Raw genomic sequence first — 23,612 nt, 5'->3', positions numbered from 1 at the left:
CCCTCAGCGAGCTTTCACAGCGGAACGCACGATCACTTCGCCGCCCGGAGCACCTGGAACGGCACCCTTGACCAACAGAAGATTGCGCTCAGCGTCGACGCGGACCACTTCCAGGCTCTGGACGGTGGAACGGACGTTGCCCATCTGGCCAGCCATCTTCTTACCTTTGAAGACGCGGCCCGGGGTCTGACAGTTACCGATGGAACCCGGCGCGCGGTGCGACAGTGAGTTACCGTGGGTAGCGTCTTGGGTGCGGAAGTTCCAGCGCTTAACTGCGCCCTGGAAACCTTTACCCTTGGAGGTGCCAGTCACGTCAATCTTCTGACCAGCTTCAAAGAGGGATACGGTGAGTTCGCCGCCCACTGCAGGAGCTTCATCGCCTTCTTCCAGGCGGAACTCCATCAGGGAACGACCAGCCTCAACACCCGCCTTGGCATACTGACCAGCAGTTGCCTTGGTGAGGTGCTTGGCCTTGCGGGAACCAGTTGTCACCTGAATCGCATTGTAGCCATCAGTCTCGACGGACTTGATGGTCACGATGCGGTTCGGCTCAACTTCAATCACGGTAACCGGCACGGATGCGCCAGCTTCGGTGAAGACGCGGGTCATCCCGGCCTTCTTACCGACTAAACCGATAGACATGTTCAGTCTCCTTTAGTGTACGGGGCTGTCACCCGCTATGGCTGCCCTTTCCAGAGCATTCCACTAGCACATTGTATGACGCCATCCCGGCGTGGCGGCTGCTGCTCCATCATTGAGAGCGCTGGGCCGCAGTGACTAGTGAGGTATCAGTCAACCTTGATCTGGACGTCCACACCGGCGGCCAGGTCAAGCTTCATCAGCGCGTCGACAGTCTTCTCTGTCGGCTCGACGATGTCGAGAACGCGCTTGTGGGTACGAATCTCATACTGGTCACGCGCGTCCTTGTTGACGTGCGGAGATACCAGGATGGTGTAACGCTCGCGACGGGTCGGCAGCGGGATCGGGCCACGAACCTGAGCACCGGTACGCTTTGCAGTTTCAACGATCTCTGCAGAGGACTGGTCGATCAGACGGTGGTCGAATGCTTTCAACCGGATGCGAATCTTCTGGTTTTGCATTGCCCAAAACTCCAATGGATGTCGACGGCGTAGGCCGTCACCCACGCATTCAAAGGATGCGCATTATAGGCAGACTGACATCAGGTGTCAAACATGCGAGAAAAGGGGGCCCAACAGGGCCCCCTTCTGTGTCAGGTAAGGAGAACCTTACTCGACAATCTTGGCCACGACGCCAGCGCCGACGGTACGACCGCCTTCACGGATAGCGAAGCGCAGACCATCTTCCATGGCGATCGGAGCGATCAGAGACACGACCATCTGGACGTTGTCGCCCGGCATGACCATCTCGACGCCTTCCGGCAGCTCACAGGTACCAGTGATGTCAGTGGTACGGAAGTAGAACTGCGGACGATAGCCCTTGAAGAACGGAGTGTGACGACCGCCTTCTTCCTTGGACAGAACGTAGACTTCTGCTTCGAACTTGGTGTGCGGCTTGATGGAGCCCGGCTTGGCCAGAACCTGGCCACGCTCGACATCATCACGCTTGGTGCCACGCAGCAGAGCGCCGACGTTCTCACCAGCACGACCTTCGTCCAACAGCTTGCGGAACATCTCGACACCGGTAACGGTAGTCTTGGTGGTGTCACGCACGCCGATGATCTCGATCTCTTCGCCAGTCTTGACCAGACCACGCTCGATGCGGCCAGTCACGACGGTACCACGGCCAGAGATGGAGAAGACGTCTTCGATCGGCATCAGGAACGGCTGGTCGATAGCACGCTCCGGCTCCGGGATGTACGCATCCAGGGCCTTGATCAGGTTGGCAACGGCGGTAGTACCCATGCCGTTGTCGTCCTTGCCTTCCAGAGCCATCAGAGCAGAACCGATGACGATCGGAGTGTCGTCACCCGGGAAGTCGTACTCGCTCAGGAGTTCGCGCACTTCCATCTCGACCAGCTCGAGCAGTTCTTCGTCATCGACCATGTCAGCCTTGTTCAGGAAGACAACGATGAACGGAACGCCGACCTGACGGGACAGCAGGATGTGCTCGCGAGTCTGCGGCATGGGGCCGTCAGCTGCGGAACAGACCAGGATAGCGCCGTCCATCTGGGCAGCACCGGTGATCATGTTCTTGACGTAGTCAGCGTGACCCGGGCAGTCGACGTGCGCGTAGTGACGCACTTCGGACTGATATTCCACGTGAGCGGTGGAGATGGTGATACCACGCTCACGCTCTTCCGGGGCGTTATCGATGGAGTCAAACGCACGCGCGTCACCACCGAAAACTTCTGCAGAGACACGAGTCAGTGCCGCAGTCAGAGTGGTCTTGCCGTGATCGACGTGACCAATGGTGCCGACGTTGACGTGCGGCTTCGAACGCTCAAATTTTTCCTTAGCCACTGCTATAACCTCTTTCGTTAGCTAATCGGTTACTTCTGGTTGATGACGGCTTCGACGATGCTGTTCGGCGCTTCGTCGTATTTCGCAAACTCCATGGAGTAGCTTGCGCGGCCCTGGGTCTGTGAGCGCAGGTCGGTCGCATAACCGAACATCTCACCCAGCGGCACCAGTGCATTGATGATCTTGCCAGTGGAAGAATCATCCATGCCCTGAACGAGGCCACGACGACGGTTCAGGTCGCCCATGACGTCACCCATGAAATCTTCAGGCGTGACGACTTCGACTTTCATGAGCGGCTCAAGCAGCACTGCACCCGCTTTCGGGGCACCAGCCTTGATCGCCATGGAAGAGGCAACCTTGAACGCGGTCTCGTTGGAGTCGACGTCGTGGTAGGAACCATCGAACAGCGTGACCTTGACGTCGATCATCGGATAACCGGCGATGACACCATTCTTGAGCTGCTCAGCGGCACCCTTCTCGACGGCCGGCACGTATTCCTTCGGAACCGCACCACCGACGATCTCGGACTCGAACTTGAAGGTCATTTCTTCGTCGTCGCCCTTGTCCTCTGCAGTCAGAGGCTCAATGCGAAGCCAGACGTGACCGAACTGACCACGACCACCGGACTGACGAACGAACTTGCCTTCCTGCTCGACCTTGGTGCGGATGGTCTCACGGTAAGCCACCTGCGGCTTGCCGATGTTCGCCTCGACATTGAACTCGCGACGCATGCGGTCAACGAGGATGTCCAGGTGAAGCTCACCCATACCGGAGATGATGGTCTGACCAGACTCTTCGTCGGTCTCGACGCGGAAGGACGGATCTTCCTGGGCCAGCTTGCCCAGTGCGACACCCATCTTTTCCTGGTCGGCCTTGGACTTCGGCTCGACAGCGACGGAGATGACCGGCTCAGGGAATTCCATGCGCTCAAGCACGATCTTGTTGTCCGGATCACACAGGGTATCCCCGGTGGTCACGTCTTTCAGACCGATACATGCGGCGATATCGCCAGCATAGACTTCCTTGATCTCCTCACGAGAGTTGGAGTGCATCTGGACGATACGACCGACACGCTCCTTCTTGCTCTTGACGGAGTTGAAGACGCCATCGCCAGACTTCAGCACGCCAGAGTAGACGCGGATGAAGGTCAGGGTACCCACGAACGGGTCGGTCGCGATCTTGAACGCCAGCGCCGCGAACGGAGCCTTGTCGTCAGCTTCGCGGGTCTCGATGGTACCGTCCTTGTCGTCAAGCTCACCTTCGATGGCCTTGACTTCAAGCGGAGACGGCATGTATTCGATGACCGCATCCAGAACCGCCTGGACACCCTTGTTCTTGAAGGCAGAACCACAGGTCACGAGGCAGATTTCGTTGGCCAGGGTACGCTGACGCAGCGCAGCCTTGACTTCTTCCTCGGTCAGGTCGCCTTCTTCAAGGTACTTGTCCATCAGTTCTTCGGACGCTTCAGCAGCAGACTCGAGCATGTGCTCACGCCATTCGGCAGCTGTGTCTTGCAGCTCAGCCGGAATGTCGATCAGCTCATAGTTCATGCCGTGATTGTCTTCGTCCCAGACGATCGCCTTCATCTTGATCAGGTCGATGACGCCCTTGAACTCGTCTTCCGCGCCCCAGTTGATCTGGATCGGCACGGCGTTCGCGCCCAGGCGCTTGCGCACCTGTTCGACGACCATGAAGAAGTCCGCGCCAGCGCGGTCCATCTTGTTGACGAAGATCATGCGCGGAACTTCGTAACGGTTGGCCTGACGCCAGACAGTCTCTGTCTGCGGCTGGACACCGGAAGAACCACACAGCACCACGACCGCGCCATCGAGAACACGCAGTGAACGCTCGACTTCAACAGTGAAGTCAACGTGCCCCGGAGTATCGATGATGTTGATACGGTGCTCGTCGAACTGCTTGTTCATGCCCTGCCAGAAGCAGGTGGTCGCCGCAGAGGTGATCGTGATGCCACGTTCCTGTTCCTGCTCCATCCAGTCCATGGTGGCAGCACCATCGTGGACTTCGCCGACCTTGTGGGACAGGCCGGTGTAGAACAGGACGCGCTCGGTAGTGGTAGTCTTACCGGCGTCGACGTGGGCACAGATACCGATGTTGCGGTAACGCTTAAGTGGAGTCTTGCGTGCCACGGTGAGTATCCCCGTTGTTTAGAAGCGGTAGTGGGAGAAGGCCTTGTTGGCTTCTGCCATGCGGTGCACGTCTTCACGCTTCTTCACAGCAGAACCCTTGCCTTCAGCGGCATCCAGGATCTCGCCAGAGAGGCGCTGCACCATGGTCTTTTCGCCGCGCTTGCGCGCAGCGTCCACCAGCCAACGCATGGCCAGTGCCTGGCGACGGGACGGACGAACTTCGACCGGCACCTGGTAGGTAGCACCACCGACACGACGGGACTTCACCTCAACCATCGGCTGGATGGCTTCCAACGCCTTGTCGAAGAGATCCAGCGGCTCATCATTGGAGCGTTCGGCAACACGGTCGAGGGCACCGTAAACGATGCGCTCGGCTGCAGACTTCTTGCCGCTGATCATCAGGTGGTTCATGAACTTGGCCAGGCGCTCGCTTCCGAACTTCGGATCCGGCAGGATTTCGCGCTTAGCTGCTACACGTCTTCTAGGCATGATAAGCCCTCAGTAGAAGGGTCCTTCAGGTAAACCCGGGATGCCTCGCGATGGACGCGACACCCGACCTTACTCTTATCAGACCGATATTAAACTTTGAATTACGCCTTCGGACGCTTGGCGCCGTACTTGGAACGGCCCTGCTTACGGTTCTGCACGCCAGAGGTATCCAGTGCACCACGAACGGTGTGGTAACGGACACCCGGCAAATCCTTCACACGACCGCCACGGATCAGAACAACAGAGTGTTCCTGAAGGTTGTGACCTTCACCGCCGATGTAGGAAGAGACTTCGAAGCCGTTGGTCAGGCGAACACGGCAGACCTTACGGAGTGCGGAGTTCGGCTTCTTCGGGGTAGTGGTGTATACGCGAGTACACACGCCACGCTTCTGCGGGCATGCCTGCAGCGCAGGGACGTCACTCTTGGACGCCTGACGCTTGCGCGGCTTGCGCACGAGCTGGTTTACGGTTGCCATTTGCTTGCTCCAATGGGTTGTACTGCCTTCCAACAATCGGACAGGATGCACCTGCCCTACTGTTAAAGGCTGCATATTCTAGGGCTTGGGCCACAAGGGCGTCAACCCCGCCGTCAGCGACGGCGGGGCTCAAGACCTCAGAGGTCGTCGTCGTCCGCGTCGAGAGCGGTCAGCTGGGCACCCAGCTCCTGCTCGACGTCCTGTGCCGACGGGGCCGGTGCGAGCGGCAGGCCATCACGACGGCGGCGACGCTCATCGTGATAAGCCAGGCCAGTACCCGCCGGGATCAGGCGACCCACCACGACGTTCTCCTTCAGACCACGGAGATAATCGCGCTTGCCGGTGACAGAGGCTTCGGTCAGAACTCGTGTGGTCTCCTGGAAGGAGGCCGCCGAGATGAACGATTCTGTCGCCAGGCTCGCCTTGGTGATACCGAGCAGGATGCGGTCGAACTTGGCCGGGAACTTGCCTTCGGCCTCGAGACGCATGTTCTCTTCGACGACACGGGCGTATTCCACCTGGTCGCCTGTGATGAAGCTGGAATCGCCGGAATCGGTGATCTCCACCTTGCGCAGCATCTGACGCACGATGACTTCGATGTGCTTGTCGTTGATGCCGACACCCTGGAGGCGATAGACCTCCTGGACTTCGGTGGTGATGTACTTGGTCATTTCCGCGACGCCGAGCAGACGCAGGATATCGTGCGGATTGCTCGGGCCATCGGAGATGACCTCACCCTTCTCGACCGTTTCCCCTTCGAAGACGCTGATCTGGCGCCATTTCGGGATCAACAGCTCGAACGGGTCACCTTCGGCCGGCGTGATGGTCAGGCGACGCTTGCCCTTGGTTTCCTTGCCGAAGGTCACGGTACCGGAGATCTCGGCCAGGATGGCCGGTTCCTTCGGACGACGTGCTTCGAACAGGTCGGCAACGCGCGGCAGACCACCGGTGATGTCCTTGTTTCCGGACGCTTCCATCGGGATACGTGCGATGACGTCACCCACACCGACGGCTGCGCCATTCTCGGCGGACACGACGGCATTGCCCGGCAGCAGGTACTGGACCGGCGTGTTGGAGCCCGGCAGTGTCACGTGCTTGCCACTGGAATCCACCAGCATGATCATCGGACGCTTGTCACGTGCCGCGGACGGACGTGAGGCGCTCTCGATGACTTCGATGGAGGACAGGCCTGTCATCTCGTCGGTGGTACGGTTGATGGTCTGACCATCTTCCATGTCCGTGAACTGCACCTGACCCGCCACTTCGGCGACGATCGGGTGAGTGTGCGGATCCCACTTGGCGACGGACTGACCGGATTCGACCTTGTCACCGTCACGTACGGACAGCTCGGCACCATACGGCAGCTTGTAGAACTCACGCTCACGACCGTGATCGTCAGCGACAGCCAGCGCACTGGAACGCGAGACGACGATCAGCTTGCCATCCGCGCGCTCGACCGACTTGATGTTGTGCAGACGCACGTGGCCGCCGTGCTTGACCTGGACGCTATCCACGGCAGAAGCACGCGAGGCGGCACCACCGATGTGGAAGGTACGCATGGTCAGCTGGGTACCCGGCTCACCGATGGACTGTGCCGCGATGACACCGATGGCTTCACCGACGTTGACCTGATGGCCACGCGCCAGATCACGGCCATAACAGGCCGAGCAGACACCGTGCACGGTTTCACAGCCGATGGTGGTACGCACGATGATCTCATCGACGCCCATGGTATCGAGCTGTGCACACCAGGCTTCATCCAGCAGGGTGCCGCGTGCGATCAGGACCTCATCAGAGACCGGATCGACGACATCCTGTGCCACGACACGACCCAGCACACGCTGAGACAGCGGGACGATGATGTCACCGCCTTCGATGACCGGGTGCAGGATCAGACCTTCCTGAGTGCCACAATCCGCTTCGGTGATGACCAGATCCTGGGCAACATCGACCAGACGACGCGTCAGGTAACCGGAGTTGGCGGTCTTCAGTGCCGTATCCGCCAGACCCTTACGGGCACCGTGGGTGGAGATGAAGTACTGGAGTACGTTCAGACCTTCACGGAAGTTGGCGGTGATCGGCGTCTCGATGATCGAGCCATCCGGCTTGGCCATCAGGCCACGCATGCCGGCCAGCTGACGAATCTGGGCCGCGGAACCACGAGCACCGGAGTCAGCCATGATGAAGACGCTGTTGAACGACTCCTGCTCCATCGGCTTGCCGTCTTCGCCGTTGACCACTTCGCCCTTCCAGTTGACGACGGTCTCTTTCGAGATACCCGCCATCATCTCCTTGGCGACACGGTCGTTGGCACGCGCCCAGATATCGATGACCTTGTTGTACTTCTCGCCCGCGGTCACGAGACCGGAGGAGAACTGGTCTTCGATCTCTTTCACTTCGTCTTCGGCCGCGTCGATGATGACCTTCTTCGCGTCCGGAATGACGAAGTCGTTGACGCCGATGGAGGCGCCGGACCAGGTCGCGAGACGGAAGCCGGTGTACATCAGCTGGTCAGCGAAGATGACGGTGTCCTTCAGACCGACACGACGGTACGCCTCGTTGATCAGACCGGAGATGGCTTTCTTCTTCATCACCTGGTTGATCAGCTCGAACGGCATGCCCTTCGGCAGAATGCGGAACAGCAGTGCGCGACCGATGGTGGTGTCGTGCAGGGACGTCTTCTCGTACAGCTCGCCGGATTCTTCATCCTTGAGCGTCTCGGTCAGACGGACCTTGACCATCGCGTGCAGGTGAGCGCTGTGCGTGCCGAAGGCACGCTCGACTTCACCCAGGTTCGCGAAGGCCATGCCCTCACCCTTGGCACCGATCTTCTCGCGGGTCATGTAGTACAGACCCAGCACGACGTCCTGGGACGGCACGATGATCGGCTCGCCGTTGGCCGGCGACAGCACGTTGTTGGTCGACATCATCAACGCACGCGCTTCCAGCTGGGCTTCCAGCGTCAGCGGTACGTGAACGGCCATCTGGTCACCATCGAAGTCGGCGTTGTACGCCGCGCAGACCAGCGGGTGCAGCTGGATGGCCTTGCCTTCGATCAGCAGCGGCTCGAACGCCTGGATACCCAGACGGTGCAGAGTCGGGGCACGGTTCAGCAGCACCGGGTGCTCGCGGATGACGTCGGCGAGGAAATCCCAGACTTCCGGGGCTTCACGCTCGACCATCTTCTTGGCGGCCTTGATGGTGCTGGCGTGACCGGAGGCCTGCAGCTTGGCGTAGATGAACGGCTTGAACAGCTCAAGCGCCATCTTCTTCGGCAGACCACACTGGTGCAGACGCAGGGTCGGGCCGACGGTGATGACGGAACGACCGGAGTAGTCGACACGCTTGCCCAGCAGGTTCTGACGGAAACGACCCTGCTTGCCCTTGATCATGTCGGCCAGTGACTTCAGCGGACGCTTGTTGGAACCGGTGATGGCGCGACCGCGACGACCGTTGTCGAGCAGAGCATCCACGGATTCCTGAAGCATGCGCTTCTCGTTGCGCACGATGATGTCCGGCGCATTGAGGTCGAGCAGACGCTTGAGGCGGTTGTTGCGGTTGATCACGCGGCGATACAGATCGTTCAGATCCGAGGTCGCGAAGCGGCCGCCGTCCAGCGGTACCAGCGGACGCAGGTCCGGCGGCAGCACTGGCAGCACTTCCATGATCATCCAGCCCGGCTTGTTGCCGGAATAGTAGAAGGCTTCCAGCAGCTTGAGGCGCTTGGACAGCTTCTTGATCTTGGTCTCGGAGTTGGTCTGCGGAATCTCTTCGCGCAGGCGCTCGACCTCTTCTTCCAGCTCGATGTCCTCGAGCAGCGCCTTGATGGCCTCGGCACCCATGCGGGCATCGAAGTCATCGCCGAATTCTTCCAGCGCCTCGAAGTACTGCTCATCATTGAGCAGATGACCCTTCTCGAGGGTCGTCATGCCCGGATCGATGACCACGAAGCTTTCGAAGTACAGCACACGCTCGATATCACGCAGAGTCATGTCGAGCAGCATGCCGATACGGGACGGCAGCGACTTCAGGAACCAGATGTGCGCGACCGGGCTGGCCAGTTCGATGTGAGCCATACGCTCACGACGCACTGCCGCCTTGGTCACTTCAACGCCACACTTCTCACAGATGATGCCGCGATGCTTCATCCGCTTGTACTTGCCACACAGGCACTCGTAGTCCTTCACCGGGCCAAAGATCTTGGCACAGAAAAGACCATCACGTTCCGGCTTGAATGTCCGGTAGTTGATGGTTTCAGGCTTCTTCACTTCACCAAAAGACCACGAGCGAATCATGTCCGGAGACGCCAGGGTAATCTTGATGGCGTCGAATTCTTCGGACTGCGCCTGCGATTTGAGAACTTTCACCAAATCTTTCATGGGTCGCTCCGTTGCGGAGTTGTCATGGGCAAAGCCTGGCTGCTGACACCAGGCTTTGCGGACCGTCAATACTTGTGGCTTTTCGGCGTCAGCCTTCCAGCTCCATGTCGATACCCAGCGAGCGGATTTCCTTCACCAGCACGTTGAAGGATTCGGGCATGCCCGCCTGCATGGTGTGATCGCCATCTACGATGCTCTTGTACATCTTGGTACGGCCTTCCACGTCATCGGACTTGACCGTGAGCATCTCCTGGAGGGTGTAGGCAGCGCCGTACGCCTCGAGGGCCCAGACCTCCATCTCACCGAAGCGCTGACCACCAAACTGCGCCTTACCACCCAGCGGCTGCTGCGTGACGAGGGAGTAGGAGCCGGTCGAACGCGCATGCATCTTGTCATCCACCAAGTGGTTGAGCTTGAGCATGTACATGTAACCGACGGTCACCTTGCGATCGAACTTCTCGCCGGTGCGGCCATCGTAGAGGTCCATCTGTCCGGAATCGGGGATACCGGCCAGCGTGAGCAACTGCTTGATCTCGTGTTCCTTGGCGCCATCGAAGACCGGCGTCGCCATCGGCACGCCCTTCTTCAGGTTGTGCGCCATGGTGATGATCTCGTCATCACTGAGCACGGAGAGGTCTTCCTGGCGGCCACCGACGGTGTTGTACACCTTGTCGAGGAACTCGCGGATCTGCTTGACCTGCTCGGCACGCTCTTCGCGCAGCATGTGCTCGATCTTCACGCCCAGACCACGCGCGGCCATGCCGAGGTGGGTCTCGAGGATCTGACCGACGTTCATGCGCGACGGAACACCCAGCGGGTTCAGCACGACATCTACCGGCTCGCCGTAACCATCGAACGGCATGTCTTCCACCGGCATGATCGCGGAGATGACACCCTTGTTACCGTGACGACCGGCCATCTTGTCACCCGGCTGGATACGGCGCTTCACGGCGACGTATACCTTGACGATCTTGAGCACGCCCGGTGCCAGATCATCGCCCTGGGTGAGCTTGCGCTTCTTGTCTTCGAAGCGCTCGTCCATCTCGCGACGACGGATCTCGAGCTGCTCATCGGCCTGGGCCAGCAGCTCATTGAGAGATTCATCCTGCAGACGCAGCTTGAACCACTCCTGACGCGGCAGGGCCTCGAGGTAGTCATCGGTCAGCACGTCGCCCTTCTTGAGCTTCGGACCACCGTTGACCGCCTGACCGACCAGGTTGCGCTGCAGACGCTCGAAGGTCGCCTCTTCCGCGATGCGGTAGGTTTCCTGCAGGTCCTTGCGGACCTCGGCCAACTGCATCTGCTCGATGGAGAGCGCACGCTGATCCTTCTCGACGCCGTCACGGGTGAAGACCTGAACGTCGATGACGGTGGCCTTCATGCCGGTCGGGGCACGCAGAGAGGTGTCCTTCACGTCGGACGCCTTCTCGCCGAAGATGGCACGCAGCAGCTTCTCTTCCGGCGTCAGCTGGGTCTCGCCCTTCGGCGTGACCTTGCCGACCAGGATGTCGCCCGGATTCAGCTCGGCACCGATGTAGACGACACCGGACTCATCCAGCTTGGAGAGTGCGGACTCGCCGACGTTCGGGATATCGGACGTGATTTCTTCCGGCCCGAGCTTGGTGTCACGCGCGACACAGGTCAGTTCCTGGATGTGGATGGTGGTGAAGCGATCTTCCTGCACCACACGCTCCGAGAACAGGATGGAGTCCTCGAAGTTGAAGCCGTTCCAGGGCATGAACGCCAGACGCATGTTCTGCCCCAGTGCCAGATCCCCCATGTCGACGGACGGGCCGTCGGCCAGGATATCGCCGATGGCGACTTCGTCGCCCGGGCGCACGATCGGACGCTGGTTCTGACAGGTGTTCTGGTTCGAGCGGACGTACTTGGTCAGGTTGTAGATATCAACGCCGGCTTCACCGCCGATGATCTCTTCTTCCCGCACACGCACGACGATACGCTTGGCATCGACGGAGTCGATGACACCGCCACGACGTGCCACGGCGCAGACGCCGGAGTCACGCGCCACGAAGCGCTCCATGCCGGTACCGACCAGCGGCTTGTCAGCCTTCAGGGTCGGAACGGCCTGACGCTGCATGTTCGCACCCATCAGGGCGCGGTTGGCATCATCGTGCTCGAGGAACGGGATCAATGCCGCAGCGACGGAGACGACCTGACGCGGAGACACGTCCATCATGGTGACCTTTTCCGGCGCCATGAAGGTAGTCTCGCCACGGTGACGCACCTGAACCAGGTCGTCGACCAGACGGTTGTTCTCGTCGACGGTCGCGGAGGCCTGGGCGATGATGAAATCGCCTTCCTCGATCGCGGACAGATCGACGACGTCGTCGGTGACCTGACAATCCACGACCTTGCGGTACGGCGTCTCGAGGAAGCCATAGCTGTTGGTCTTGGAGTAGGTCGCCAGGGAGTTGATCAGACCGATGTTCGGGCCTTCCGGCGTCTCGATCGGGCACAGACGGCCGTAGTGCGTGGCGTGAACGTCACGAACTTCGAAGCCGGCGCGCTCACGGGTCAGACCACCCGGACCAAGCGCGGAGACACGGCGCTTGTGCGTCACTTCGGACAGCGGGTTGTTCTGATCCATGAACTGGGAGAGCTGGCTGGAACCGAAGAATTCCTTCACCGCCGCCGCAACCGGCTTGGCGTTGATGAGATCCTGCGGCATCAGGCCTTCGCTCTCGGCCATGGAGAGACGCTCCTTGACCGCACGCTCGACACGGACCAGACCGACACGGAACTGGTTTTCCGCCATTTCGCCCACAGAGCGAATACGACGGTTGCCCAGGTGGTCGATGTCATCGACATCGCCATTGCCGTTACGGATGCTGATCAGTTCCTGCATGACGGTCAGGATATCGTCCTGATCGAGCACGCCGCTGCCGGTATCGCTTTCGCGACGCAGGCGACGGTTGAACTTCATGCGACCCACGCCCGACAGGTCGTAGCGGTCTTCGCTGAAGAACAGGTTCTGGAACAGTGATTCTGCCGCGTCCTTGGTGGGCGGCTCGCCCGGACGCATCATGCGGTAGATCTCGACCAGTGCCTCGAGCTGGTTACGCGTGGTATCCAGCTTCAATGTGTCAGACACGAACGGACCGCAATCCAGATCGTTGGTGTAGATGACCTCGAACTGGGTGATCTTGGCCTGAGCCATCTTCTCCAGCAGTTCCGGGGTGATCTCGCTGTTGCATTCGCACACCAGCTCACCGGTGGCCGGATCGATCTGATCCTTGGCCAGCACCTTGCCGTAGAGGTACTCCATCGGCACTTCGAGACGCTCGAGGCCGGAGTTTTCCATCTGACGGACGTGCTTCTGGGTGATGCGACGACCTTCTTCCACGATCACGCTGCCATCGGCATCCTTGATGTCGAAGGCGGCAGTCTCGCCACGCAGGCGTGACGGCACCAGCTCAACGGAGAAGCCGCTGCGCTCGATGTGGTACATGGTGGTATCGAAGAAGGTACCGAGGATCTCTTCGCTGGTCATGCCCATGGCACGCAGCAGCACGGAGGCCGGCAGCTTGCGACGACGGTCGATACGGACGTAGACGTTGTCCTTCGGGTCAAACTCGAAGTCCAGCCAGGAACCGCGGTAAGGAATCACACGTGCGGAGTACAGCAACTTGCCGGACGAGTGGCTCTTGCCCTTGTCGTGATCGAAGAACACACCCGGCGAGCGATGCAGCTGAGACACGATGACACGTTCAGTACCATTGATGACGAAGGTACCGTTCTCTGTCATCAGGGGGATTTCCCCCATGTAGACTTCCTGCTCCTTGATGTCCTTGATCGCCTTGTTGGACGATTCCTTGTCGTAGATCATCAGGCGCACTTTCACGCGCAGCGGTGCAGAGTAGGTCACTCCGCGCAGCTGACATTCCTTTACGTCGAACGCCGGCGTACCGAAACGGTAGCTGACATACTCGAGCGCTGCGTTGCCAGAGAAACTGGCAATCGGGAACACGGACTTGAAGGCAGCGTGAAGGCCGACTTCCAGGCGCTGTTCTGGCGCCCTGTCCTGCTGGAGAAAGTCGTGGTAGGAATCAAGCTGGATGGCCAGCAGGTAAGGCACATCCATCACTTGGGGCAGTTTGCCAAAATCCTTGCGGATGCGTTTTTTCTCAGTGTATGAGTAAGCCATCTGTATTCCCCAGCTTGTTCACCTTGGGTGACCGATGCGTGGTCGGCTCATACCTGATGGCGCGGCGATGTCCATCAGGCGCGGACGGCAAGCCTCCCTTGCGGGCTGGCTCGCCGTCATAATTCGTCTTGCAACAGAAAAAGGCTGGTGGCGGAGTCCGCCACCAGCCAGGAAGCTTACGCAGCGTGCGTAGCCTGGAACACGAGTTACTTGAGTTCCACGGACGCGCCAGCTTCTTCCAGCTTCTTCTTCGCTTCTTCAGCGTCTTCCTTGCTCACGCCTTCTTTCAGGGTGGCCGGAGCGCCGTCAACAGCTGCCTTGGCTTCTTTCAGGCCCAGGCCAGTCAGTTCGCGAACAGCCTTGATGACGTTGACTTTCTTGTCACCAGCAGCAGTCAGAACGATGTCGAACTCGGTCTGTTCTTCAGCGGCTTCACCTGCAGCGGCCGGGCCAGCAACGACGGCGGCAGCGGCAGAAACGCCGAACTTCTCTTCCATTGCTTCGATCAGCTCAGCCACTTCCATGACGGTCATGTCAGCGACGGCGTTGATGATGTCTTCTTTGGTCAGTGCCATTTTAGCAATCCTAAACTTTGCGGAGCAAAGATGCTCGGTCAAACGGAAATCGATTCAGGCTGCACGAGACAGCCAGGAGGAAGAAGCGACGCTTACGCGGCGGCTTCGGCTTCCTGCTTCTGATCGCGCAGTGCTGCGATAGTACGGACCAGCTTGCCTGCAGAAGCTTCCTTCATGACAGACAGCAGCTTGGACAGTGCTTCGTCGCGGGTCGGCAGAGATGCCAGACGGTCGATGTTGGCCGCCGGGATGAACTCGCCTTCGTAGGCCAGTGCCTTGACTTCGAATGCCTCGACCTTCTTGGCAAATTCCTTGAACAGACGAGCGCCAGCGCCCGGGTGTTCCATGGAGAATGCAAGCAGGGTCGGGCCGACGAAGGACTCGTTCAGCACCTCATAAGAGGTACCGGACAGCGCACGGCGAGCCAGGGTGTTGCGAACAACACGCAGCTGGACGCCCGCTTCGCGGCACTGCTTGCGCAATTCGGTCATTGCGCCAACAGTTACACCACGAGAGTCGGCAGCGACTACGGAGAGAGCACCCTTGGCGGTTTCGCTGACCTCAGCAACAATTGCCTTCTTGTCTTCGAGACCTAAAGCCACGGTGTTGACTCCATTTCGTGCCGGGGAACGAATTCCCCAGTGGTTTACCATCTCTCTCACCTGAACTGCGCGGGAGAGTCTTGGAGGATGGCTGCCACCAGCGAGGCTGGGACACCATCTGCGCAGGCTGCGCGCGATGCAGGCATCACGTCGCGATTAAGCCAGCCCTGCCACCGAAGCGACAAGGCTGGCACCTGCGGTCTTTGACGGCGCCCCGCGGCTGAGCACGGGGACCGCAAAGTGAAACATTCTGTGACTGCCTTACGCGTACTTGGCGTGATCGACGGTCAGACCCGGGCCCATGGTGCTGGACAGGGTGATCTTCTTCAGGTAGATACCTTTGGAAGTGCTCGGCTTCAGCTTCTTCACTTCGGCGACCAGGGCGTCGATGTTACCCTGAATCGCGTCTGCACTGAAGTCGATCTTGCCGATACCGGCGTGAATGATGCCGTTCTTGTCAGTACGGAAACGCACCTGACCTGCCTTGGCATTCTTCACGGCAGTCGCGACGTCCGGCGTCACGGTACCGACTTTCGGGTTCGGCATCAGGCCGCGCGGGCCGAGGATCTGACCCAGCTGACCGACGACGCGCATGGCGTCCGGAGAAGCGATGACGACGTCGAAGTCCATCACGCCTTTCTTGACCTGCTCAGCAAGATCGTCCATGCCGACGACGTCTGCACCGGCTTCCTTCGCTGCTTCAGCGTTGGCGCCCTGGGTGAAGACAGCGACACGCACGTCGTTACCGGTGCCGTTCGGCATGACGGTAGCGCCGCGAACGACCTGGTCGGATTTACGCGGATCGACACCCAGGTTCAGAGAGACTTCAACAGTCTCCTTGAACTTGACGGTGGACAGCTCGGACAGCAGGGCGACAGCTTCTTCGACGCTGTAGACCTTGCCGGATTCGACTTTTGCGCTGATCGCCTGGGCGCGCTTTGAAATCTTGGCCATGATCAAAGACCCTCCACGTTCAGGCCCATGCTACGGGCAGTACCGGCGATGGTGCGAACAGCAGCGTCCAGATTGGAAGCTGTCAGATCCGGTTCCTTGGTGGTCGCGATCTCTTCGAGCTGAGCGCGAGTCACGGTACCGACCTTCTTCTTGTTCGGCTCGCCAGAACCGGACTTCAGACCAGCAGCCTTCAGCAGCAGGACGGCGGCAGGCGGCGTCTTGGTGACGAAGGTGAAGCTGCGGTCGGAATACACGGTGATGACCACAGGAGTCGGGAGGCCCGGCTCGACGTTCTGGGTAGCGGCGTTGAACGCTTTACAGAACTCCATGATGTTGACACCGTGCTGACCGAGGGCAGGACCCACGGGCGGGCTCGGGTTAGCTTTACCGGCTGCGACCTGCAGCTTGATGTAAGCCTGTACTTTCTTGGCCATGATAGGACTCCATTTTGGGTGGTAGCGCCTTGCGGCTCCCCGTGAAACCGGGCCGCCTCAGGCGACCCGTCGTGTTGCCGTGATGCTCGTATCCAGACAGGAAAGGTGATCCAGAGATCAGTCCTTCTCGACCTGCGAGAACTCGAGCTCCACTGGCGTGGCACGCCCAAAGATCAGCACGCTGACCTGCAGACGGCTCTTTTCGTAATTCACTTCTTCGACGACGCCATTGAAATCGGCGAAAGGACCGTCGGTGACGCGCACTGTCTCGCCCGGCTCGAAGAGAGTCTTCGGACGCGGCTTGTCAGTACCGTCCTGAACGCGACGCAACATGGCGTCGGCTTCTTTCTGGGTGATCGCAGCCGGCTTCTCCGGCGTGCCACCGATGAACCCCATGACGCGCGGGGTTTCATTCACCAGGTGCCAGGACTGATCATTCATGTCCATCTCGACCAGCACGTAGCCTGGATAGAACTTGCGCTCACTCTTGCGGCGCTTGCCGTCACGCATCTCGACGATTTCTTCCACAGGCACCAGGATCTCACCGAAGTGTTCTTCCATGGCATACAGCTTCACACGCTCATTCAGGGAGCGCATGACCTGCTTTTCGAAACCGGAATAGGCGTGTATGACATACCAACGCTTGGACATGGAAACTCCGTTAACTGACGATGCCGGACATCAGCCAGCCGAGGGTGGTATCGATGAGCCATAGCAACAGGCCCACGATAAGCACGGCACCCAGCACGATGGCAGTTGTCTGGACAGTTTCCTGTCGGGTCGGCCAAACGACGCGCTGGATCTCGCGGCGCGCACTGCTTGCCAGCTCGACGACATCACGACCCTTGTTGGTCGTGATGGCCAGAGCAGCCGCTGCAACGCCAAGCACGACGACGCCAAGCACGCGATAAAGCAGCGCTTGGTCAGCAAAATAGGCGTTGCCGGCAACAGCCAGCACAAGAAGAATGACAACGACCGACCACTTGAATCCGTCGTGGCGCGCTTCCTGCACCTCGGCGTTCTGTTTCATCAAAGAGACTCCTCAAGGGTGCAGCGATCGCTAGAATCGAGAATCGGTAAGAAGTCGAATACCATCCTGGGGAAGGATGGCAGGCCAGGAGGGAATCGAACCCCCAACCTGCGGTTTTGGAGACCGCTGCTCTGCCAATTGAGCTACTGGCCTGTAACACTTGCGTGTTCCAGAGACTAAAAACAAGGCTGAATTAACAGCGGGCGCCATCATAGCTGAGACAACCCATACTGACAAGCCTTATCTTTGACCGCGACCTGGGAGGTCGTCGGAAACGAAAAAGACGAGCCAAACTGCGACTCGCCTTTCCGTTGTATGGAGCTCGTGGGCGGATTTGAACCGCCGACCTCACCCTTACCAAGGGTGTGCTCTACCCCTGAGCTACACGAGCAAAACCTTTGCGCAATCTCGTCAGACGAGATGAACTGGAGCGGGCAGCGGGAATCGAACCCGCGTCATCAGCTTGGAAGGCTGAGGTTCTACCATTAAACTATGCCCGCTTTCCAACTCTTGCTGCCCAGATGAACATGCCATCATGAGCTAATCTGGTGGTGGGGGAAGGATTCGAACCTTCGAAGCTTTCGCGGCAGATTTACAGTCTGCTCCCTTTGGCCACTCGGGAACCCCACCTCTTCTATGGCGACAAATCTTACGTCGCTTGGGATACGCTGTCAAGTGCTTGATTTCTTTTGACTTCAAGCGCTTGAGGGAATGTATCTCCTCAGAACGGGGCGTAGTATGTCAAAGCATCTGGGTAAGTGCAAGCCCTGAGCGAAGTTTTTCCAGATCAGCAACGCGCGGCTGCTCCGGCGCGCCTGACAGGCGTCCGGCACGCTCCGCCGCTGTCAGCGGGAAAAGCGCCTCGAGACCGGCATAGACCATGTCCGGCCATAATGCATGAGGAACCCGCAGGCCTCTCGCTACCACGCGTGCATCCCCTCCGGTCAGCAACAGCGGCAGCGCGACCCCCTCACGATCACACACCTCGGCATACAACCGATTGACGGCACTGACCGCCGCCATGTAGATCCCGTGATTGACCGCCTCCACCGTATTGCGTCCCGGCGCCAGCAGGCTGTCCACCTCACTGTCCGGGTCGATGGCCACGTTGCGCGTCCCCAGCTTGAGGCTCTCCTTCATCAGGCGTAGCCCGGGAATGATATAGCCCCCGAGATGCTTCCCGCCCGGCAACACGAAGTCCACGGTAATGGCGCTTCCACAGTCCACACTGCAACATCCGCCGGTCAGATGATGCCCGGCAAGCGCGCCAAGCCAGCGATCCACCCCCAATCGCTGCGGCTCTTCATACCCGCAGGTGACCCCCAGCGCCTCACGTGTCGAGCGTGCCACATGCACTGCCCCGACCTGCTTGCGCAGCAGCTCGACGGTCTCATCCAATACCTGCTTGCGCGCCACGCTGGAAATGCGCACTGCCGTGACGACGTCCAGATCGGGAATATCCTCCCCTGGACGCCACTCTTCACGTGTCCATACTGCGCCGCGTGAGCGGATCTCGCTGGAGACAGTGTCCTTGAGACGCCACTTGGACAAGGTGTTGCCGATATCAAGATCCAGAATCATGAGACAGCGCGCAGACTGATCTCGCCACCGGCGAGTGTGATGGTTTCGCCATTCATGCGCACCTCGAGATTTCCGTTGATATCCACACCTTCAGCGATGGCTTCCTCCCGCTTGTCGCCTCGCAGAATCACCACATCGCGCCCCTTGAACGCATTGCGCTCATTCCAGCGCTGCTGCCAGGCAGAGAACCCTTCAGCTTCGAACTCAGGCAACAGGGCCAGCAGCGACTCCATCAGGCGAGCCGCATAAGCGTTGCGTGAAGCGCCCGGGATGATGTCACGTACCGCCGCGACCGATTGCCCGATATCCTCGCGATGACTCGCCGGCAACTCGATGTTCAACCCGATACCGATCACGACATCACAAGGCCCGGAGACATCACCTGTCACCTCGACCAGAATGCCGGCAATCTTCGGCTGGTCCTTCTGTATCTGAAGCAGGACATCATTCGGCCACTTCAGGCGCGCAGGCAACCCATCCGCCTCCAGCACCTCGGCGACTGCCACGCCGATCGCCAGGCTCAAGCCTTCCAGTGACGCGGCACCTGACTCGAAGCGCCAACCAAGTGAGAAGACCAGGCTGCGGCCCCATGGCGTCTGCCACTCGCGACCACGACGACCCCGCCCGGCAGACTGCACCTCAGCCAGGCAGACCTCTGCATGACCCGCTCCCTGGCGAAAGCGCTCACGGATGAAGGTATTGGTGGAATCCAGCGATTCCTCGATGAACAGGCGCTTCAGATGCTTGCGAGTCTCGCGTGGCAGCGCTTCGATGATCCGCTGCCCATCAAGCAACTCGATAGGGTTGGCCAGTCGATAGCCCAACCCCTTCACAGCCTCAAGCGGGATATCAAGCGCCTCAAGTTTCTTGAGCTGCTTCCAGACCGCCGTACGCGACACCCCGAGCTCTTCGCCCAGGGCCTCTCCGGAGTGGTAGTCACCATCTCCGAGCAGGCGAATGAGATCACGGATGGTCATGCGGGGAGCGTCCCTGTGCAAAAGGGCACATTCTATCGGATTCATGGGCTTGCGAGCCAAGAACAACGACCAAAGTTCGGGGGCTTTTCACTCATTCCTGCTCCTCCCTTCGCGTACCGGCCCCTGCCAGGCGCTTGAACAACGCTGACAGCAGCATCAGCACGGTTCCAAGCCCGAGCCATGACCCCACTCGCCACAGGCCATCCAGAGTCGCCGTGTCCCAGAGTCCGACCTTGAGAATCGTCACGACCAACAGCCCCTGTCCGACGCGCTGCCAGTGCGGTTGCCCCATTCTGGCACCGCCGATCACAAGACTCGCCGCAACGGCCAGCAAGGCGAGACTATAGGCATAAAGCTCCGCCTGCTCGACCCCGAGCCAGAGCCCGAGCGCCCCACCATGCCAGACATGGCGCAAGCTGAGCCCAATCCATAGCCCGACAGCCAGCAGACCCACCACCTCGCAGAGACGACGCAGCAAGGCAGCATGCTGCGAAAGACGCCATACCAGGGCGGCTCCCAGCGCCGGCAGCGCATAAGCGGGCAATAGCCAGTTCAACAATGGCCAGCGACCGACATCACCGTCCTGCCACAGCGGATTGAATGCCAGAACGATGCCGGCAAGCCAGATGATTCCTGCCAGGCCGCCCACGACGGAGGCCAGCAGGCGGTATAGCGCAACATTTGTCGCCGAACCACGCCCGCGCCAGGCATAGCCCGCCGCCACACCAGCGAGCGCCAACACCTGCAGGGAGAGTTCCGCCAGTGAAAGAGGGCCGGAGAAAGGCTGACCGTCTGTCAGCAGATAACGAATCTCCAGCACTGTCGTGGCGAGCGCAAGCTGAACCACACCCCCTTCCAGCCAGCGCTGGATAGACTTGCGGTGACGCATGCCATGACTGCTGAGGGCGACACAGACAAGCACCGGCAGAAAGACCTGCAACGGCCAGTGACTGATGTCGTCATACGTGCCAGTGACGACACCCCAGGCCAGACGCAGGGCCAACCCCCAGGCAAGCAGGCGCGCCAACTCGGCAAACAGGGAGCGTCCGGCGCCATCCTCATCAGCCTGGAGTCGCCACCAACGCCACTCACACCCCGTCAACCCAAGCAGTTGCAATGCCAACGCCAATGTCAGCGATGGTCCATCAAGCGCGATCACCAGCGCCAGCGCAATCCCGAATTGAGCGGGCAGCCACAGGCCGGCAGCCAGACGCACTCCTTCTCGCGAATGGAAACGGTTGGCGCCAACCCAACATACCAGCCCCCAGATCAAGGGTGGCATGGCGGTGTTCAGCCATGGGGCCGCTCCACCCCCCGCCCCGACAGGGATGGTGCCGTTCCAGACGGCCAGCCCCCACGCGACCAGCGGTACCAGAGTCGCCATGGCCCACCAGCAGGCAGACAGCATGTGCGCCTGCTTGGCAGGTGCCTGCGAGGCTTGCGGTTTCCAGCAGGCAGACAGCATGTGCGCCTGCTTGGCAGGTGCCTGCGAGGCCTGCGGTTTCCAGCAGGCAAGGCCAACCAACCCGACACACAGCGCCATCGGCCCTGTCATCACCCAGATCCCGCTCGCCGTCAGTGGGCTCCATCCCCATGCCAACAACCAGAACGCTACCGCCCCCACCATCATCGACCAGCTAGCCGCCATGTGTCGTGCGGTCCATCCCGTGACCCACAGCAGCAGGACACTCGGCAACCAGTCACCGGGCGCGATGTCATTGGCAGCCTCCAGCCCCCCAACATGGGGCAGCAACAGGCTCATGGCATTGACGGCCCCCAGCAGCAGACCCGCGATCCAATGACGCTGCACCCGCGGGGTGGCACGCCATGGCCACCAGGTCATGGCCTCCCCCGTGGCACTCACGCCACCCTGCGCGCCATCTGCCACCACCCGGCCTTCGGATCGTCCAGACTCGTCTCGCCAGGTATGGAGGTACGCAATAGCCAACAGGCACAACCAGAGACCCGCAAGTCCGCGCTCCAGCTCGCCTGAGACAGGTCGCAGGTCAACAGTTCCCGCCTCCAGGGGGAGCAGCGCCATCCACCATAGCAAGGCACCGCACAATCCCCCCCAATACAGCCAGTTCAGTCCGATCTTCCGGTGCAGAAGGCGGCATGCCAGGGCGATGACCCCTAGATGCCCCAGCAGCATCAGGCTGGCGGCTCCTCCCAACTGTGCCTGAAGGGGCAAGGCAAGCGGGAGGGCGTAACCACCTAGCATGCCCAGCGCGGCCAGCCATGGGCCATGATGGCGGGCACGCTCCAGCGTCCACAGACTCAGCAGAGCCAACAGCACGAAGGTGACGAGTGGAGAAGCCAACGACAGCAGGTAGTGACCGGCCAACAGACTTGCTGCGGTGACCAGACTTCCCGCACCACTCACGGCTCCGGTCAAGCTGGGAGATTGCGTCGTGCGCCATCGTAGCCATTCAGCCAGCACGATCATGCCGATGCCGAAGCCCAGCCCCAGCGCCAGTCGCATGCCCGGCCCCAGCAGCCCCTGCTCAAGGGAGTAACCCACCAGCATCACGCCCGCCATGACCAGAGACAGGGCACCGACAAGTATCATCCAGTGCTCGCGCATTACCGCGAAGCTCCGCGCCATGGGGGTGCCACCGGCGCGCTCCGTGCTGCCGGTCTCACGCCCCTCCCCCCTGGGCCTGCCAGACGCGCCATGCAGCAAGCGTGTCCATAGCGACTCGAGCAGCTTCAAGGGAGCGGCACCCGCATCCGCATCCGCCTGATGAGAGGATGCCTCGTCAATAGGACTTCGGCTCGCTGCAGCCCTCTTCCCATCAGGTGACAAGTCCCCCTCGGCATCGTCAGTCGTGGTAGAGCCATCATTCGACTTATCCACACCCTGACGCCTGGAGGTGCTGTGTATAAGCTGTGGCCCGACCTCTCGCAGCTGTGCTTCTAGCTTGAGAACACGCTGCTCCAGTCCCTTGATCTTGAGCAGACTGAGCCAACCCGTCAGCGCCCCACCGATGACCAGAACCGCAAACACGGCACCGACCACGATCAACTCGTCCATTGCCTTCCCTGTCATCAAAGAGATATGCCTAGAGACTACGGCATTTTGATCGTCGGCTCATGCCACGAGGGGCAAAGCACCGTCTTTGCACAATCAAGGTCAACCCACGAAAAAGCCCGACTCCAGGAGGAATCGGGCTTCACGTCGAGGCGACAGGGACAGAACTCTCGTATGGATGACTCAGCGGGGTGCACGCCATCCCGTTCTGCATATCACTTTCCTGCGCACCACTTTTTCCTACGCACAAAGAGAACCGCCCCTGCAGCAAGGCTGCAGGGGCGGTTCAGTATAAGTGCCTGACGAGCTTTTCATGACGGTCGTGGAGCGG

Annotated in this window: 17 protein-coding genes and 4 tRNA genes; all 21 read right to left on the bottom strand. The window is 60.1% G+C overall.

Annotated elements, in window-relative coordinates; translation table 11 throughout:
- Positions 1–3 precede the first annotated feature (3 nt).
- The 21 genes from rplC to QD172_RS15835 all read right to left on the bottom strand — a co-directional run bounded on the left by rplC (position 4) and on the right by QD172_RS15835 (position 23,284).
- A complete protein-coding gene (gene rplC, locus QD172_RS15935) occupies positions 4–642 on the bottom strand; it encodes a 50S ribosomal protein L3 (RefSeq protein WP_065392569.1) in 639 nt (212 codons plus the stop codon).
- A gap of 146 nt (positions 643–788) precedes the next feature.
- Positions 789–1,100, bottom strand: coding sequence for a 30S ribosomal protein S10 (gene rpsJ / locus QD172_RS15930; protein ID WP_024950650.1), 312 nt, complete (start codon positions 1,098–1,100; stop codon positions 789–791).
- 147 nt (positions 1,101–1,247) lie between these two features.
- On the bottom strand, positions 1,248–2,441 hold the full coding sequence (tuf, locus tag QD172_RS15925) for an elongation factor Tu (RefSeq protein ID WP_065392570.1): 1,194 nt from the start codon (positions 2,439–2,441) through the stop codon (positions 1,248–1,250).
- A gap of 29 nt (positions 2,442–2,470) precedes the next feature.
- Positions 2,471–4,588 (bottom strand): elongation factor G, encoded by a 2,118-nt coding sequence (gene fusA / locus QD172_RS15920; protein ID WP_065392571.1) that lies wholly within the window; start codon positions 4,586–4,588, stop codon positions 2,471–2,473.
- 18 nt (positions 4,589–4,606) lie between these two features.
- Positions 4,607–5,077, bottom strand: a complete 471-nt coding sequence (gene rpsG / locus QD172_RS15915; RefSeq protein ID WP_043334878.1) for a 30S ribosomal protein S7 — start codon at positions 5,075–5,077, stop codon at positions 4,607–4,609.
- Between the two features lie 101 nt (positions 5,078–5,178).
- Positions 5,179–5,553 (bottom strand): 30S ribosomal protein S12, encoded by a 375-nt coding sequence (rpsL, locus tag QD172_RS15910; protein WP_077373348.1) that lies wholly within the window; start codon positions 5,551–5,553, stop codon positions 5,179–5,181.
- A 137-nt stretch (positions 5,554–5,690) separates the two neighbouring features.
- On the bottom strand, positions 5,691–9,932 hold the full coding sequence (gene rpoC, locus QD172_RS15905) for a DNA-directed RNA polymerase subunit beta' (RefSeq protein ID WP_077373345.1): 4,242 nt from the start codon (positions 9,930–9,932) through the stop codon (positions 5,691–5,693).
- 88 nt (positions 9,933–10,020) lie between these two features.
- Positions 10,021–14,097: a DNA-directed RNA polymerase subunit beta gene (gene rpoB, locus QD172_RS15900; protein WP_077373342.1), complete on the bottom strand. Its 4,077-nt coding sequence runs from the start codon at positions 14,095–14,097 to the stop codon at positions 10,021–10,023.
- Between the two features lie 206 nt (positions 14,098–14,303).
- The gene (gene rplL, locus QD172_RS15895) at positions 14,304–14,672 is read right to left on the bottom strand and encodes a 50S ribosomal protein L7/L12 (protein ID WP_043334886.1); all 369 of its coding nucleotides are present in this window, start codon (positions 14,670–14,672) and stop codon (positions 14,304–14,306) included.
- Positions 14,673–14,764: 92 nt separating this feature from the next.
- Positions 14,765–15,274: a 50S ribosomal protein L10 gene (gene rplJ / locus QD172_RS15890; protein ID WP_065392618.1), complete on the bottom strand. Its 510-nt coding sequence runs from the start codon at positions 15,272–15,274 to the stop codon at positions 14,765–14,767.
- Between the two features lie 261 nt (positions 15,275–15,535).
- Complete coding sequence (rplA, locus tag QD172_RS15885; RefSeq protein WP_279856304.1) at positions 15,536–16,228, bottom strand: 50S ribosomal protein L1; 693 nt, start codon at positions 16,226–16,228, stop codon at positions 15,536–15,538.
- A gap of 2 nt (positions 16,229–16,230) precedes the next feature.
- On the bottom strand, positions 16,231–16,662 hold the full coding sequence (gene rplK / locus QD172_RS15880; RefSeq protein ID WP_043334893.1) for a 50S ribosomal protein L11: 432 nt from the start codon (positions 16,660–16,662) through the stop codon (positions 16,231–16,233).
- 117 nt (positions 16,663–16,779) lie between these two features.
- The gene (nusG, locus tag QD172_RS15875; RefSeq protein WP_065392619.1) at positions 16,780–17,313 is read right to left on the bottom strand and encodes a transcription termination/antitermination protein NusG; all 534 of its coding nucleotides are present in this window, start codon (positions 17,311–17,313) and stop codon (positions 16,780–16,782) included.
- Positions 17,314–17,323: 10 nt separating this feature from the next.
- Positions 17,324–17,692 carry a preprotein translocase subunit SecE gene (gene secE / locus QD172_RS15870; RefSeq protein ID WP_043334897.1) on the bottom strand — a complete coding sequence of 123 codons (369 nt, stop codon included), beginning with the start codon at positions 17,690–17,692 and terminating at the stop codon, positions 17,324–17,326.
- A 77-nt stretch (positions 17,693–17,769) separates the two neighbouring features.
- Positions 17,770–17,845 (bottom strand) — tRNA-Trp (locus QD172_RS15865).
- Between the two features lie 163 nt (positions 17,846–18,008).
- Positions 18,009–18,083: transfer RNA gene (locus QD172_RS15860), tRNA-Thr, on the bottom strand.
- 35 nt (positions 18,084–18,118) lie between these two features.
- Positions 18,119–18,192, bottom strand: a tRNA-Gly gene (locus QD172_RS15855).
- Between the two features lie 46 nt (positions 18,193–18,238).
- Positions 18,239–18,322 (bottom strand) — tRNA-Tyr (locus tag QD172_RS15850).
- A 111-nt stretch (positions 18,323–18,433) separates the two neighbouring features.
- Positions 18,434–19,273 (bottom strand): type III pantothenate kinase, encoded by an 840-nt coding sequence (locus tag QD172_RS15845; RefSeq protein WP_077373339.1) that lies wholly within the window; start codon positions 19,271–19,273, stop codon positions 18,434–18,436.
- On the bottom strand, positions 19,270–20,250 hold the full coding sequence (locus tag QD172_RS15840; protein WP_077373336.1) for a biotin--[acetyl-CoA-carboxylase] ligase: 981 nt from the start codon (positions 20,248–20,250) through the stop codon (positions 19,270–19,272). Before QD172_RS15840 ends, QD172_RS15845 begins: the two co-directional genes overlap by 4 nt.
- A 91-nt stretch (positions 20,251–20,341) precedes the next feature.
- Positions 20,342–23,284 (bottom strand): DUF2339 domain-containing protein, encoded by a 2,943-nt coding sequence (locus QD172_RS15835; protein WP_279856262.1) that lies wholly within the window; start codon positions 23,282–23,284, stop codon positions 20,342–20,344.
- Positions 23,285–23,612: the final 328 nt, after the last annotated feature.

The sequence above is a fragment of the Cobetia sp. 10Alg 146 genome (genome assembly GCF_029846385.1).
GTDB classification, from domain to species: Bacteria; Pseudomonadota; Gammaproteobacteria; order Pseudomonadales; family Halomonadaceae; genus Cobetia; species Cobetia marina.
This window is presented reverse-complemented; position numbering and strand designations above follow the sequence as displayed.

Excerpts from the sequence above, each read along its gene's own strand:
- rplC (WP_065392569.1), bottom strand. The coding sequence starts at position 642 with ATGTCTATCGGTTTAGTCGGTAAGAAGGCCGGGATGACCCGCGTCTTC.
- rpsJ (WP_024950650.1), bottom strand. The coding sequence starts at position 1,100 with ATGCAAAACCAGAAGATTCGCATCCGGTTGAAAGCATTCGACCACCGT.
- rpsG (WP_043334878.1), bottom strand. The coding sequence starts at position 5,077 with ATGCCTAGAAGACGTGTAGCAGCTAAGCGCGAAATCCTGCCGGATCCG.
- rpsL (WP_077373348.1), bottom strand. The coding sequence starts at position 5,553 with ATGGCAACCGTAAACCAGCTCGTGCGCAAGCCGCGCAAGCGTCAGGCG.
- rpoC (WP_077373345.1), bottom strand. The coding sequence starts at position 9,932 with ATGAAAGATTTGGTGAAAGTTCTCAAATCGCAGGCGCAGTCCGAAGAA.
- rpoB (WP_077373342.1), bottom strand. The coding sequence starts at position 14,097 with ATGGCTTACTCATACACTGAGAAAAAACGCATCCGCAAGGATTTTGGC.
- rplL (WP_043334886.1), bottom strand. The coding sequence starts at position 14,672 with ATGGCACTGACCAAAGAAGACATCATCAACGCCGTCGCTGACATGACC.
- rplA (WP_279856304.1), bottom strand. The coding sequence starts at position 16,228 with ATGGCCAAGATTTCAAAGCGCGCCCAGGCGATCAGCGCAAAAGTCGAA.
- rplK (WP_043334893.1), bottom strand. The coding sequence starts at position 16,662 with ATGGCCAAGAAAGTACAGGCTTACATCAAGCTGCAGGTCGCAGCCGGT.
- nusG (WP_065392619.1), bottom strand. The coding sequence starts at position 17,313 with ATGTCCAAGCGTTGGTATGTCATACACGCCTATTCCGGTTTCGAAAAG.
- secE (WP_043334897.1), bottom strand. The coding sequence starts at position 17,692 with ATGAAACAGAACGCCGAGGTGCAGGAAGCGCGCCACGACGGATTCAAG.
- QD172_RS15845 (WP_077373339.1), bottom strand. The coding sequence starts at position 19,273 with ATGATTCTGGATCTTGATATCGGCAACACCTTGTCCAAGTGGCGTCTC.
- QD172_RS15840 (WP_077373336.1), bottom strand. The coding sequence starts at position 20,250 with ATGACCATCCGTGATCTCATTCGCCTGCTCGGAGATGGTGACTACCAC.
- QD172_RS15835 (WP_279856262.1), bottom strand. The coding sequence starts at position 23,284 with ATGGACGAGTTGATCGTGGTCGGTGCCGTGTTTGCGGTTCTGGTCATC.